The organism is Methanobrevibacter thaueri (genome assembly GCF_015062915.1).
Classification (GTDB): Archaea; Methanobacteriota; Methanobacteria; order Methanobacteriales; family Methanobacteriaceae; genus Methanocatella; species Methanocatella thaueri_B.
On the sequence record NZ_SUTJ01000004.1, the window covers coordinates 133,789 to 147,271 of the forward strand.

At 38.1% G+C, this 13,483-nt stretch carries 13 protein-coding genes; 8 read left to right on the forward strand and 5 right to left on the reverse strand.

Annotation, left to right across the window (positions count from 1 at the left end; genetic code table 11):
* Positions 1 to 319 precede the first annotated feature (319 nt).
* The gene (locus E7Z78_RS04375; RefSeq protein ID WP_303723957.1) at positions 320 to 520 is read left to right on the forward strand and encodes a MoaD/ThiS family protein; all 201 of its coding nucleotides are present in this window, start codon (positions 320 to 322) and stop codon (positions 518 to 520) included.
* A gap of 2 nt (positions 521 to 522) precedes the next feature.
* Here the strand turns inward: E7Z78_RS04375 and E7Z78_RS04380 are convergent, their stop codons facing one another.
* Positions 523 to 1,137, reverse strand: a complete 615-nt coding sequence (locus E7Z78_RS04380; protein WP_303723958.1) for a class I SAM-dependent methyltransferase — start codon at positions 1,135 to 1,137, stop codon at positions 523 to 525.
* Between the two features lie 49 nt (positions 1,138 to 1,186).
* Between E7Z78_RS04380 and E7Z78_RS04385 the strand changes: the two genes are divergently transcribed.
* From E7Z78_RS04385 to E7Z78_RS04405, 5 genes are all read left to right on the forward strand, one after another.
* Positions 1,187 to 2,122: an ABC transporter substrate-binding protein gene (locus E7Z78_RS04385; protein WP_303723959.1), complete on the forward strand. Its 936-nt coding sequence runs from the start codon at positions 1,187 to 1,189 to the stop codon at positions 2,120 to 2,122.
* 114 nt (positions 2,123 to 2,236) lie between these two features.
* Positions 2,237 to 3,034, forward strand: a complete 798-nt coding sequence (locus E7Z78_RS04390; protein ID WP_303723960.1) for a class II glutamine amidotransferase — start codon at positions 2,237 to 2,239, stop codon at positions 3,032 to 3,034.
* Positions 3,027 to 4,427, forward strand: coding sequence for a hypothetical protein (locus tag E7Z78_RS04395; RefSeq protein ID WP_303723961.1), 1,401 nt, complete (start codon positions 3,027 to 3,029; stop codon positions 4,425 to 4,427). The genes E7Z78_RS04390 and E7Z78_RS04395 overlap by 8 nt, the downstream gene beginning before the upstream one ends.
* A 40-nt stretch (positions 4,428 to 4,467) precedes the next feature.
* Complete coding sequence (locus E7Z78_RS04400; protein ID WP_303723962.1) at positions 4,468 to 5,856, forward strand: glutamate--cysteine ligase; 1,389 nt, start codon at positions 4,468 to 4,470, stop codon at positions 5,854 to 5,856.
* Positions 5,857 to 6,030: 174 nt separating this feature from the next.
* Positions 6,031 to 7,002 (forward strand): ABC transporter substrate-binding protein, encoded by a 972-nt coding sequence (locus tag E7Z78_RS04405; protein ID WP_303723963.1) that lies wholly within the window; start codon positions 6,031 to 6,033, stop codon positions 7,000 to 7,002.
* Positions 7,003 to 7,041: 39 nt separating this feature from the next.
* On the opposite strand, the gene E7Z78_RS04410 is transcribed toward E7Z78_RS04405, so the two are convergent.
* From E7Z78_RS04410 to acs, 3 genes are read right to left on the reverse strand one after another with little or no spacing between them, the layout of a single operon-like run.
* On the reverse strand, positions 7,042 to 7,668 hold the full coding sequence (locus tag E7Z78_RS04410) for a DUF447 domain-containing protein (RefSeq protein ID WP_303723964.1): 627 nt from the start codon (positions 7,666 to 7,668) through the stop codon (positions 7,042 to 7,044).
* Between the two features lie 4 nt (positions 7,669 to 7,672).
* The gene (locus E7Z78_RS04415) at positions 7,673 to 8,017 is read right to left on the reverse strand and encodes a hypothetical protein (protein WP_303723965.1); all 345 of its coding nucleotides are present in this window, start codon (positions 8,015 to 8,017) and stop codon (positions 7,673 to 7,675) included.
* Positions 8,018 to 8,075: 58 nt separating this feature from the next.
* A complete protein-coding gene (gene acs, locus E7Z78_RS04420; protein ID WP_303723966.1) occupies positions 8,076 to 10,172 on the reverse strand; it encodes an acetate--CoA ligase alpha subunit in 2,097 nt (698 codons plus the stop codon).
* Positions 10,173 to 10,481: 309 nt separating this feature from the next.
* Here acs and E7Z78_RS04425 point away from each other — a divergent pair, with 309 nt between their 5' ends.
* Together E7Z78_RS04425 and E7Z78_RS04430 are read left to right on the forward strand one after the other, a co-directional pair.
* Entirely contained in the window at positions 10,482 to 11,402 is a 921-nt protein-coding gene (locus E7Z78_RS04425) for a DUF2121 domain-containing protein (RefSeq protein ID WP_303723967.1), read from the forward strand.
* A 13-nt stretch (positions 11,403 to 11,415) separates the two neighbouring features.
* A complete protein-coding gene (locus E7Z78_RS04430; RefSeq protein WP_303723968.1) occupies positions 11,416 to 12,366 on the forward strand; it encodes an MBL fold metallo-hydrolase in 951 nt (316 codons plus the stop codon).
* On the opposite strand, the gene aroC is transcribed toward E7Z78_RS04430, so the two are convergent.
* The gene (gene aroC / locus E7Z78_RS04435; protein ID WP_303723969.1) at positions 12,342 to 13,436 is read right to left on the reverse strand and encodes a chorismate synthase; all 1,095 of its coding nucleotides are present in this window, start codon (positions 13,434 to 13,436) and stop codon (positions 12,342 to 12,344) included. The two genes, E7Z78_RS04430 and aroC, sit on opposite strands and share 25 nt — an antisense overlap.
* Positions 13,437 to 13,483: the final 47 nt, after the last annotated feature.

A 13,483-nucleotide genomic window follows, 5' to 3' on the forward strand; every position in this document is an offset into this window, starting at 1 on the left:
TAGTCATGTATAACTTGGTATTTTTGGAGATTATTGAATTGATTTATTTGAAGTTCGATATTACTGTTTTGTCAAGTTATTTTTTCTTAATATTGCCCGAGATTATGGAAAAAAGTAGAATATAAACTATATAACAATAGTTATTTTTTTCCACAACATTAAGTTAGTCATATTACTATATAAATATTTTGAATTTTCAATTAGTTGCGTTAAACGTTGGTAAATTATTTTTAACGGGCATTGCATTGTATGCCGAAATATTTAAAAGAAATAAGAATTATATAACAATTGTTAATATAATTGGAAAAAAGGTGATTCAATGGATTTCAATTTAAGATATAAGAAACTCAATGAAACAAGGCCGTTGGAAGAAAACTACACAATAAAAAACCTGTTGGATGATTTGGAGCTATCTTCCCAAACAACAGTCGCTAAACAGAATGGCGATCTGACCATCGAGGAGAGTGTCATTAATGATGGTGATGAAATTCAACTCGTTCAAATAATATACGGTGGTTAGAGTTACTTTTGAGCAATAACCACTAATATATAATCATTTTCCTTAACGTAACTTTCAACACTTTTAAAACCGGCATCAAGCAAATACCTTTCAAGTTCGGGCGAGGTATAAACGCTCATGCCCTCAACTGTCGCCAGCCATTTCTCATCATCCGGATGGTTACCGTCTGTCCCCTGAGCAATCATGAATCTGCCATTAGGCTTGATGACTCTTGAAACCTCCTTGAAGGTCTCCTGAATTTCTGGCCAGAAATATATGGTTTCAAATGCGGTTGCAAGGTCATATCTTTCATCCTCAATTGGCATGTCGCTGACATCCGCCTGAATGACGGTGCATCTTCCATTGTCAACCGCATCCTTGTTTTGTTTAATTGATGAGGCTACAGACACTTCGGAGTAGTCAAGCCCGTCAACATTATTTGAGGTCAATTTCAGGAACTTTTCAATGTTGACCCCGCCTCCGCAGCCAATGTCAAGTATCCTTTCATCCCCATTGACATCAATGCATTCAAATGCAAACTCGGAAATCTCCCTGTGGTTTTCATTCATGTTTTCAATAGTCTCTAAACCCTCTTCTCCATGGGGCTTCATGCATTGGGTAATCTTTTCGCCAACCATAATCAAAACCTTTATAATAATTTTTTAAATATATAATATTGGTGATAATATGGATAATAAAATTATCGCAATAATTATAGCAATCATTGTGATTGCAGTTGGCGCATACTTCGTTTTGGGAGGTGGCGGTGAGGAAGTGACTATCGGTTACTTACCATCCGACCATGATGCGGCATTGTTTGTCGCTGATGCGCAAGGTAAATTTGCAGAAAACGGAATTAACACCAAATTGGTGCAGTTCAATAATGGTGGGGACTTGATGACTGCCATGGCAAGCGGGGACGTTGATGTGGGATATGTAGGTATCACACCGGTATTGTCATCCATTGCAAATGGAGTTCCGGTCAAGGTAATCTCAGCAGCACAGACAGAAGGGTCTGGAATAGTTGTGGCCAAAGACTCAGGAATCAATTCAGTTTCTGATTTGGCAGGCAAAAAGATAGCAACACCTGGTGAAGCATCAATTCAGCACATGCTTCTTACATACTATCTGGAGCAGAATGGAATGTCCATTAAGGATTTGAAGGTTTCAGCAATGAAGGTTCCTTCAATGAATGATGCACTCAAAACCAACAAGATTGACGGTATGATCACATTTGAACCGTACGTATCAATTGCAGAAAAGAACGGCGCTAAGGTTTTAGCAGGTTCACAGGACATTCTGCCGGACCATCCATGCTGTGTTGTGGTTGCATCTGACAAGTTCATTGAGAACAATCCGAATGAAACACAAAAGATTGTGGATATCCATAAGAATGCAACCGATTTCATCAACAACAACACTGATGAGGCTGCAGCATTGCTGCCTAGCGATATCGTAAGTGATGTTGAAGTTGAGAAAGTGTCTATGGCAAGTTTCCCATTCATTTCCGGTCTGGACGACTCCTATAAGCAGGACGTCATGGACTTCATGGATTTGGAGGTTGACCTTGGCATATTGAAAAAACCGCTTTCTGAAGATAAAATTTTTTGGGAAGGTAGTTAGATTCTAATTACCTTTTCTCTTTTTTTTTAGCAAAATTTTTATATACTATAATTCATATAACATATGTTATTGCAATATAACAATTGTGATAAACCAATTATAGGAGGAGAAAATATGTGCGAGATTTTTTGTTTTAATTCAGATACGCCAAAACAGATAAACGAATGCTTGGAATGTTTTTATAATCACTCAGAAGAACATCCCCACGGTTGGGGATTAGCAACTATGCAATCAAATGAATTTGTTATTACAAAAGAACCTATAAAAGCAACATGCAGTCAGCATCTAAAGGACATATTATCAAATCCTGTAGTTGGAAAGAATGTGTTCGCTCACATCAGGTTAGCTACGGTTGGTGAAATAATATCTCCCAATTGCCACCCATTTACCGAAGCAGATGATAACAACAGATCATGGATGTTAATTCATAATGGAACCATTTTTGATTATCCAGAACTTGACAAATACAAAGATAAGGAGAATGGGGACACTGATTCTGAGCGAATACTCTTATACATTATAGATAAAGTGAATGAATTTGAAAGCGCAAAGGGCGCACCTTCAACCATAAAGGAACGCTTCAACTTATTGACCGGAATAATATCAGACTTGTCAAAAAACAACAAGCTCAACATAATGATTTACGATGGGGACTTGACCTACATCCACTCCAACATGAAGGAATCGTTGTACTACCTTAAAAACGATGAGGGATTTTTGGTGGCCTCAACCCCAGTAAATGACGATGATAATTGGAAGGAAGTTGAGATGAACAAGCTGTTCGGTTTGATTGACGGTAATATAGTGTTTGAAAGCGAGGAGCATGACAATGAATTCATTTTCACAGAATTTCATGAAAAGGCAATAGAAGAATTTTTGAAAACAGTTAATCAGGATGGTAATGATGATTAATAAAGAGATGGTTAGAAATAAATTGTATGAAGAGTTTATAAAACCAACCAATCAGAACAAGAATTTCATAGGCATTGAAATTGAAATTCCAATTATTAATCTTGATAAAAAAGCGGTTGATTTCAATGTTGTACATGAAATAACAGGCAAGTTCCAAAAGCAGTTCGCTGACTTCAAAGCCGATGGCGTCGATTATGACGGCAACATATTTGCCCTGAAAAATCATTTGAATGATGATATAGTCTGCTATGACTGTTCCTACAACAACATTGAATTCGCAATGGGTCGTGAAAGGGATCTGTTCTCAATCAATGAGAGATTCAGCGAATATTACTCATTTGTAAAGGAATCCTTTGAAGAGCATAACCACACATTGACAGGAATGGGAATCAACCCATACAGGAAATACAATCTCAATGAGCCGATTCCATCAGAAAGATACCTGATGCTTTATCATCATCTGAAATCATTCAGGAATTACGCCAATATTCCAATGCATTTCCACAAATACCCGGAATATGGAATGTTTTCATCAGCATCCCAGGTTCAGCTTGACGTTACAAAAGAAAACCTGGTAAAGACAATCAATGTATTCTCAAAAATCGAGCCGATTAAGGCGTTGCTATTTTCAAATTCAGTATTATACGGTGAAGATAACCGATTTACTTGCTTTAGGGATGCACTGTGGGAGTACTCAACCCATGGTGTAAATCCTCATAATATTGGAGTCTATGACGTTGACTTCAAGGACTTGAATGACCTTCAATCATATCTGGAATCATTAAATATCTATTGCGTGATGCGTGATGGTGCATATATCAACTTCCCGTCTATGAATCTTTTGGAATACTTTGCACAGGATTACGTTTCAGGTGAAATCTATTGCAATGGAATGTATCGCCAGATTGACATCAAGCCATGCATCAACGATATTAAGTACTTAAGGCCGTTCAAGTTTATCAATCTTACATTCAGGGGAACCGTTGAATTCAGAAGCATATGCACACAGCCGATACGGGATTCAATGTGCGTAGCTGCATTCCACTTGGGACTTAAGGATAAACTGGATGAGCTGGAAGACATCATAACCAATGATACCGTATTGTATCACAGGGGATACACTGCAGGGGAACTTAGAAAGCTCCTGATTCAGGAAAAACTTCCCGAATTCATTAATAAAAATGATTTGTGCCGTTTATCAAAGGACATTGTTGATCTCTCCTCCGATGGACTAAAGGAAAGAGCCATAGGTGAGGAGATATTTCTAAAACCATTGTATGATAGAATTAAAAAACATTCAAATCCTGGAAAAGATTTAATTCATTTGACAAAAAATGGAATGGATATTGAAAAAATCATCAGGGATTATGGAAAATTAGACATAATTATATAAGTTAATTAAATACAAATTTAATCTTTAAGTGAGGATGTAAATGATTTTAAAGAATTTAGCTAAAATACCCTCAGATGAAATTTTGGAAGGTTCATTTGGAATAGAATGGGAAAGCCTGCGCGCCAATGCGGATGGTAAGTTGTCCCTAACACCGCATCCAGCTATTTTTGGTGATAAATTAACAAATCCTCTGGTCACTACTGATTTTTCAGAAAGTCAAATCGAAATTATCACTCCCACATTCGACACCATTGAGGAGGCGTTTTCCACATTTTCCCTATTGTCTGACCTGGTAAATTCATCTCTTCCAGATGATGAATACCTGTGGTTTCAGTCAATCCCATGTATCCTGCCGTATTGGGACCAGATTCCAATAGCCCAATACTCTGAGGAGGGGGAGGCCTCTCAAAAGTACCGTGAGGAATTGGCTAAAAAATATGGTGTTAAAAAGCAGATGATTTCAGGAGTGCATTTCAACTTCTCATTTACAGACAGCTTTTTAAAGAAATTGCACTCAATTGAAAACTCCAAATTATCATTCAAGGAGTTTAAAAATCAAGTTTACCTAAAGATAGCCAGAAACTACCTTAGATATTGCTGGCTGATTATTTATTTGACCGGTTGTTCAATAGGATCTCATAAGACTTTTTCCAACGACTGCATTCACCTGATGGATGCCCAGGATGAGCACGGCAGCTATTATTCAACAAGGGGGCCGTCATTTAGAAATGCATCCTGCGGATATAAGAACCTGAAGGAATTATGTCCGTCATATGATACTGTTGAGGATTTTACAGCTGATATTCAGCAATTCATCGATGACGGCGACTTGTCAGAGGCCAAGGAGCTCTACACCCAAATCAGGTTGAAGCCTAAAAATCCTAAGGACATGCTCAAGTCATTGAACAGGGATGGAATAGAATACATTGAGATAAGGACATTAGACATCAATCCGTTCTATAAGTGCGGCCTTGTACTGCACGACATGAATTTCTTGCATCTCTTTTTGATTTACATGTATGTCAAGGAAGAGTCAGACTATCCTCTCTGGCAAAAGGAAGCCAAGATAAATGAGGAGAATGTTGCTGAAAAGGCCTATGTAGATTCAATGAGGCTATTAAGAGATGGTGAAGAGGTAACCCTAAGGGAATGGGCGGCTGAGATTATCAATGAGATGTATGGAATGTGTGAGGTGCTGGGCATTGACCAGGATAGCACATTGAATCTGATGCTTACCCGTATTGCAAATCCTGAGTTCACCTATGGAAAGAGACTTTTGAGGCTCATTGAAAAGGACGGTTACATCAACGCTCATATGAAATTGTCCAAGAACAACAAGAACATAAGCATTCTCAATTTGAAAAATATAGGGAATGTCAACTGCTCAAAGTATGAAAAATATGTCAATATAGCGCTTGTTGGCAAATAATCATAAAAAACTTTAAATATTATTTTTTTAAATATTACAAATAGGGATTCAAATATAACAATTGTTAATTATAGTTAAATAATTGCTTGTCTGTTAACTTTAAAGCAAGATATATATAATATACAAGTTAAATAAATTACTGTAATTTAATATTAGAATTAAATGGTGAAAAACATGAATAAAAAGATTACATTTATTTTTGTGTTAGCACTCGCTGCACTTCTCGTAATGGGTTCAGCTAGTGCAGGTCTCTTCGACTTTTTGGGTGGAGGAGATGACACAGTAAAGATCGGTTACTTACCGTCCGATCACGACGCCGCATTATTCGTGGCTGACGCACAAGACTTATACAAACAAAAAAACATTTCCACTGAACTTGTTCAATTTAACAACGGTGGAGATTTAATGACTGCTATGGCCAGTGGTGACGTGGATGTAGGTTATGTTGGAATCTCACCTGTATTGTCCTCAATATCCTCAGGGGTTCCTGTAAAAGTTATCTCATCCGCTCAAACTGAAGGTAGTGGAATCATTGTAACTTCCGATTCTGGAATTGCAGATGCTAAGGATTTAGCTGGAAAAACTATTGCAACTCCTGGTGAAGCATCCATTCAACATGTATTACTTGCATCTTACTTGAAAACTAATGGAATGTCCTTGGATGACATTAACGAATCTGCTATGAAAGTTCCTTCCATTAACGATGCTTTAAAAACAGGTAACCTTCCTGCAGCAATCACTTTCCAACCTTACGTAAGTTTAGGTGAAACTGACGATAACATTACAGAATTCGTTGACTCTTCTGAAATCATGCCAGGACACCCATGCTGTGTTGTTGTTGCTTCAGATGACTTCATCAAAAACCATGAAGACACTGCAAAAGATATTGTGGCAATTCATGAAAATGCAACCAAATACATCAATGAACAAATCAAAGCAGGTAAAACTGATGAAATAGTCAAATTATTACCTGACGACATTGTTGCAGATCCTGCAGCAGAAGCTGATTCCTTAGAAAGCTTCCCATTCATCTATGGATTAGATGACGCTTACAAAGCAAATGTGGATACATTCCAACAATTAGAAGTTGATTTAGGAATCTTAAACCAAACAATTTCCCAAGATGATTTATATTGGGAAGCATAGTTAATTTAACTATGCTTTAATTTTCTTTTTTTTTAAAAATCAGTACTTTTCATATTCTGATTTCAAATCGACCATGGCCTTTTTTGTCTTTTCATCTGAAACCTTTTCAATGATTCTTTGATTTTCAATCAGAATATCCAGATACTCTTTTCTTTTCTCCTCATCAACGATTTTATATCTTCCGAAGTTGACCAGACTCTCAATCAGCTCAGACAGGCCTCTGTTGAACGCTTGAGCATTATCATCGTTAATGACGAAATCCCTGATTTTTCCGGTTATGAAATAGATGTCGTTATCCGCTTTGATTGGGAAATTTTCAGGGGTCTTGATGTCAATGTCTTCAACATCAACAATAATGTAAGCTGGGGTGTCTTTAATGATGGCAATGTCAGTATCATCAGTATAATATTCATCGCCCAAGCAATCTAATGTGGCATATGTGAAAACCAGTGGATCTTGTGTGATGTTAACTACATACTCCCTGCTTTCCAGAATGTTTTTCAATGTTTTTGACCCTTCAAATATGTGGCAGTGGACCATGTCCTCGCCCAGGTACTTGAATGCAAAAGCGCCAGCATTTTTAACACCATCGCCGCTGATTGTTGTGATAATGCATTCATACTGCAAGTCCTTTTCAATTCCAACTTTACCTAAATCGTAATCCATATTATTATCCCTTAAATGCGTCAGCTATCTTGTTGAGGTTTCTAAAGACATTGATCAATTTCATGACAACATCATTAATCTCGCTGTTTTCAATATTTCCTAAAATTTCAATGTATTGTGGAAATGTCTGCTTTCCGTTTTGGAAAAACAGATAGTACTCGTTCACATTGATTTCATCCTGATTCAAGTCATCAACGATATCTTTATATAGCTTTTCCAATTCGGCATGGCTTTCTTCAAGCAGATTCCTGATTTCATTAATTTCTCCATTATCCTCCAGTTTCTGAAGGGCAGTGTTTAATCGGATAATTGAGAGTGTATATGATTCCAAATCGATTTCACCATACATAATATCACCATGTATGTAAGAAAAAAATAAAAAAAGAGAGAATTTCTCAGTTGAGAAATTATAATTTGATTTTAATATCGAGTGCGGATGAACCTTCTTCGTAAACGAAGATTGGGTTAATGTCCAGCTCGGATATTTCTGGGAAGTCTAAGGTCAATCTAGCTACTCTCTTGATAGCTTCTTTGACTTCTTCAACATCGCAAGGTGCTTCTCCACGGTATCCTTCAAGCAGTTTGGATACTTTGGTTGAAGCGATTTGCTCTTCGATTTCCTGTGAGCTCATTCCTTTAGCCAGGTTGAATGATACGTCCTCAATGAGGTTTACGTAGATTCCACCCATACCGAATGCAATCATAGGACCGAATTGCTTGTCACGAATCATACCTACAATGACTTCCTCACCGGAATCCATCATCTTTTGCACTTCTACACCGTCAGGTATGATGTCTGGGTGAGCTGCTTTAGCGTTAGCGATGATTTCCTCATAGGTTGCTTTTGCCTCTTCAGCACTGCTGATTCCAACTTTTACACCGCCGATGTCGGACTTGTGTAAAATCTTGTCGGATGCGATTTTAAGCACAACTGGGAATTCCATTTCTTCAGCAAGTTCTGCAGCTTCATCAGCACTGGTTGACAGTTTGATTGGTGCTGCTGAAATTCCATAGGCTTCAGCCACTGCGTATGCTTCACTACCGAGCAATGTGTCCCTTCCGTCAGCTTTAACTTTATCGAATATTGCTTGAACTGCGTCCTTGTCGACATCATCGATTTTTTCAATAACGTCATCGTATTCACGATCTTCCAGTCTTGCGAATTTAACCATTGCTTCAAGTGCGGTTACTGCAGTTTCAGGGAATACGTATGTTGGAATACCGTTTTCTCTTAATGCATCGTTTGCATCTTCGAATGATGGTCCTCCCATGTTAACTACGATGACAGGTTTGTCGAATTTGTTTTTCTCTTCGATGATTGCTTCTGCAATTCCGTCAGGGTCAGCGGATGCTGTTGGACAAACCATTACGATTAGACTGTCAACGTCTTCATAGCCGAGAACGAGTTCTAATGATTCTTTGTATCTGATTACTGGTGCGTCACCTAATACGTCAATAGGGTTTTTGGCACTTCCTTCTTCAGTTACGCATTCTTTAAGTTTTGCGGTGGTTTCCTCATCGAATTGAACGAGGTTTAAACCGGCTTTTTCCATAGCGTCTACGGTTAATACTCCTCCACCACCTGCGTTTGTGATAATTGCCACATTGTCACCTTTTGGAAGTGGTGCTTTTGAGAATGCTAAACCGAGGTCGAAGAGTTCTGCCATGGTTTCAACACGCATGATTCCGGATTGGTGGAATGCTGTGTCGAATGCAAGGTCACTTCCTGCCAATGCACCTGTGTGTGAGGATGCAGCTGCTGCTCCTGCACTACTTGAACCGGATTTGAGCACGATAATAGGTTTTTTATGTGCGGTTTCCCTCATGGTTCTTACAAAGTCATCGTCATCAGAAATGGATTCTAGGTAACAGATGATTACATTGGTTTCATCGTCTTCTGCTAAGTATTGTAATAATTCTATTTCACTTACTCCAGCCTTGTTTCCTAGACTGATTACTTTACTGAATCCGATACCTGAGGTTACACTCCAATCGATGATAGCTACCATCATTGCTCCACTTTGGGAGATGAATGCCATGTTTCCTTTTGGTGGCATCATTTGTGAGAATGATCCGTTTAATGGAGTGTGGGAATCTGTTATTCCTAAACTGTTAGGTCCAATAATGTTTATTCCGTATTCTTCACCAAGTGCGGTTAATTCAGCTTCTAGTTTTGCCCCTTCTTCGCCCACTTCTTTAAATCCTGCGGTAATGACTACCATGTTTTCAATACCGACTTCACCACATTCTTTAACAGCAGTGTTTACAAATGGAGAAGGAATAGTAATGATTACTAAATCAACTTTTCCAGGCACGTCTTTAATGTTTGCGTAAGCGGTTTTTCCGAGGATTTCACCGCCTTTTGGGTTTACTGGATATATTTCGCCTTCAAAACCATCGTTAATGAGATTGTCCACGATGATGTATCCTACTTTTCCAGGTGTATTGGATGCTCCAATAACTGCCACAGATTCAGGTTTAAACATCTTATTGAGATCTTTCATTAGTTTCTCTCCTGTTGTTTTTATATTTTCATGTTATATTATCATGATAAATAATTAACAATTAATATAATAATATTTATGTCATGTTATTATTTAAAGATATTGTTTAAACATTCAAAAATCCGAATAATTTTGTTTTGACTGTTTTAATTGTTTTAAATAATTTTTAAAAGGATTAATATAATTGTTTTTTCTAACTAATTTCATTAAACTATATAATGTATGATAATTATAATTATATATAAATAATAAAAGATTGATATTTTAAAATTTTTTTTTTAAAATAAAAATATCAAATTAGGAGATATTATGAGCTTAATTATCGCTTATGTTGGAAAAAAAGGATGTGTAATGGCGAGTGATAAAAGAAAGATAGGATATTTTGGTGATAGAGAAAATTTAAAGTTACTAGAAAGTGAATTGTATGATGGACGCATTTCCAATGATGAGGATTTCCTGAAAAGAGCTAAAGAGCTGGGAATTTCAACAAAGATTACCGACGATGCCAATAAGCTGAAAATTATAGGAAAGACCATTCGTGGAGAGGTAAGTACTAAAGGAACATTTGAAACAAGAAGAAGGCGTATTTACGGAACCACCTACGGTTATCAGATGGTGGAGCTATTGGGATCAGACACTGAATCCCGTAAGGCAGGTAAAAGCGGAATAATCATTTTTGGAAATGACTTTGCAAAGCGTATGGCTGAAACATTACTCAAAAGGGAATGGAAAGCTTCCCTAAGCTTAAGATATATGGGTGAGATTTTCCAGGCCATTATAGAGGAGGTTGCATCCAAGACACCGACTGTTGGAAAGAAAGTGGATGTGCTGATACAGCAGCCTAAATTCAACGAGCAGGAAGCCCAAAGGCATTTGAACATTACAATCGACCATGACATTAAAGTGTTGACAAAATTCAGACAGGAACTGACAGAACAAATCGTTCAGCAGCAAATAGAAATAGACATGGTCAATAAGATAATTGACAAGGGTGAAGTCGGCAAGGTCGTCAATATAGATGACAACATGGTTTACGTCCAGTTGAACAAGGATGTTCAGGCTGTCGACGGAAACTGGAAACAGCTTGCAGCCCCAGGCCAGAACGTATTGATGTTTACCGAAAGTGATAATGTAAAATTAGGAGATAAAGTTGTCATTGAAAACGAGGATTTATGCCTTAAAAAAGATAAGTCTTCTCTTAAATGTGATGTAATTTTATGCTCATTGTAAATGGGGATTTTAAATGAAACTTACGTTTTTAGGAAGTGGTGGAGGAAGATTTTCCGCCATAAGCCAGCGAAGAATGACTGGCGGGTTCAGAATTGACAACTTGGGAGGCAAGAACTATCATGTCGACCCGGGTCCTGGCGCATTGATTCGTACATATCAGTTCGGCTTTGATCCGCGTAACCTGAGCGGTGTCATCGTTTCACATTCCCACACTGACCACTACAATGATGCTGAAATCCTTATTGAGGCAATGACCAAGGGAATGACCAAAAGGACAGGTGCAATCATAGGTAGTGAAAGTGTCCTGAAGGGATATGAGAAATGGGGTCCGTGCATCTCAAATTATCACAAGTCAAAATCAGACAAGTTGATTCTAAAGCCTGGCTATACTAATAAGCTGGACAACATTACAATAAAAGGTACCAGAACCTCACACGGCGATCCAACCGGTGCAGGATTTCAGATAGACTACAACGGCTTTAAATTGTCATACACTTCAGACACAGGCTACTTTGACGGACTGGCTGAGGACCATAAGGGTGCTGACATTCTTATCGCTAGTGTCTTAAGGCCGGGAAACAAGTCAATAAGCGGCCACATGTGCACACGCAACTTCATTGACCTTATTAATGAGGTTAACCCTAAGGTTGCCGTCATGACACACTTGGGTTTAAAGATGATTTCAAGCAATCCTGTAACTGAAGCCAAAAAGGTATCCAAGGCTACAGGAGTCAAGACTATTGCTGCATTCGATGGTTTATCCTTCAATGTGAATTACAACAATCCTAAAAGGTTCCGCTTGATTTCACTCAAGGATGTCCAGTCATCAGTGCACAGCACAAGCCACAACCTGTATGACAGTGAAAAAAGAAATTCTTACCAATTGGCCTTCAAGCATCAGGAATTTGATGAGTTGGCAATGGTTAAGAATAGTAAAAATCAGCATTCCAAGTTTGACGGATGAATGAATCCTGAGCGAATCATATGGTCTGCAAGAATGATTGCAGTGCTTGATTCAGCTACAACTGTCACTCTAGGACAGATGCAAGGGTCATGTCGTCCCTTAATTTCTATTTTTTTATTTTCCATTTCTTTCAAGTTAATTGTATCCTGACATTTTGAAATGGATGGAGTAGGTTTAACTGCAATTCTTGAAACAATAGGCATTCCATTGCTCATTCCACCGATTATTCCACCTGAATTGTTTGTTTTAGTGTTAACTTTACCGTCGATGATTTCATATGCATCGTTTATTTCAGAACCGGTGTGTGTTGCAACGTCAAATCCAAGGCCAATCTCAACACCCTTGACGGCTCCGATATTCATCAATATTCTTGCAAGATCTCCGTCAAGCCTTTCAAAAACAGGTTCTCCAAGCCCTGCAGGCACATTTACTGCAATGGTTTCAACAATTCCTCCAATGGAATCTCCTTCCTGTTTTTTGGCTAAAATAAGTTCTTCCATTTCACTTGCAGCTTCAAGGTCTGCACAGCGAACGGGATTTTTCTCAATGTTTTCTTTAATGGTATTTAAGTCTTGAGGTTCTGCTTTAATGTCTCCGATTTGAGTGACGTGTGAAACGATTTCAATGCCTTGAGTTTTCAACAGCTTTTTAGCTATTGCTCCGCCAATCACATGTCCGATGGTGACTCTTCCGCTTCCACGGCCTCCACCGTTGTAGTCGTAGTTTCCGTATTTCATCATCCAGCCGTAATCCCCATGGGATGGGCGTGGAGTGTCCTTGAACATGGAGTAATCTTTTGATTTTTGATTTTTATTGAAAACAACTCCTGTAATTGGTGTTCCATCTGTTTTGCCATTGAAAATACCGGATAAGATTTGAACCTCGTCATCTTCCTTTCTTGGAGTGGTTACACTACTGGTTCCTGGTTTTCTCTTGTTTAATTCCTTTTGAATGTCTTCCTTTGTTAATTCTAAGTTTGCAGGGCATCCATCAATAATGGCTCCGACTGCCGGGCCGTGGCTTGCTCCAAAACTTGTTACTTGAAATTTTTCTCCAATTGAATTTGACATAATTGACCTCTTTGAATTATTTATTTTTTTAATATTATAAAAATTTT

What these genes read in the sequence shown, in the direction of transcription:
- E7Z78_RS04425 (WP_303723967.1), top strand. Translation starts at nt 10,482, where the DNA reads ATGAGCTTAATTATCGCTTATGTTGGAAAAAAAGGATGTGTAATGGCG.
- E7Z78_RS04400 (WP_303723962.1), top strand. Translation starts at nt 4,468, where the DNA reads ATGATTTTAAAGAATTTAGCTAAAATACCCTCAGATGAAATTTTGGAA.
- acs (WP_303723966.1), bottom strand. Translation starts at nt 10,172, where the DNA reads ATGAAAGATCTCAATAAGATGTTTAAACCTGAATCTGTGGCAGTTATT.
- E7Z78_RS04385 (WP_303723959.1), top strand. Translation starts at nt 1,187, where the DNA reads ATGGATAATAAAATTATCGCAATAATTATAGCAATCATTGTGATTGCA.
- E7Z78_RS04405 (WP_303723963.1), top strand. Translation starts at nt 6,031, where the DNA reads ATGAATAAAAAGATTACATTTATTTTTGTGTTAGCACTCGCTGCACTT.
- aroC (WP_303723969.1), bottom strand. Translation starts at nt 13,436, where the DNA reads ATGTCAAATTCAATTGGAGAAAAATTTCAAGTAACAAGTTTTGGAGCA.
- E7Z78_RS04390 (WP_303723960.1), top strand. Translation starts at nt 2,237, where the DNA reads ATGTGCGAGATTTTTTGTTTTAATTCAGATACGCCAAAACAGATAAAC.
- E7Z78_RS04410 (WP_303723964.1), bottom strand. Translation starts at nt 7,668, where the DNA reads ATGGATTACGATTTAGGTAAAGTTGGAATTGAAAAGGACTTGCAGTAT.
- E7Z78_RS04415 (WP_303723965.1), bottom strand. Translation starts at nt 8,017, where the DNA reads ATGTATGGTGAAATCGATTTGGAATCATATACACTCTCAATTATCCGA.
- E7Z78_RS04430 (WP_303723968.1), top strand. Translation starts at nt 11,416, where the DNA reads ATGAAACTTACGTTTTTAGGAAGTGGTGGAGGAAGATTTTCCGCCATA.
- E7Z78_RS04375 (WP_303723957.1), top strand. Translation starts at nt 320, where the DNA reads ATGGATTTCAATTTAAGATATAAGAAACTCAATGAAACAAGGCCGTTG.
- E7Z78_RS04380 (WP_303723958.1), bottom strand. Translation starts at nt 1,137, where the DNA reads ATGGTTGGCGAAAAGATTACCCAATGCATGAAGCCCCATGGAGAAGAG.
- E7Z78_RS04395 (WP_303723961.1), top strand. Translation starts at nt 3,027, where the DNA reads ATGATTAATAAAGAGATGGTTAGAAATAAATTGTATGAAGAGTTTATA.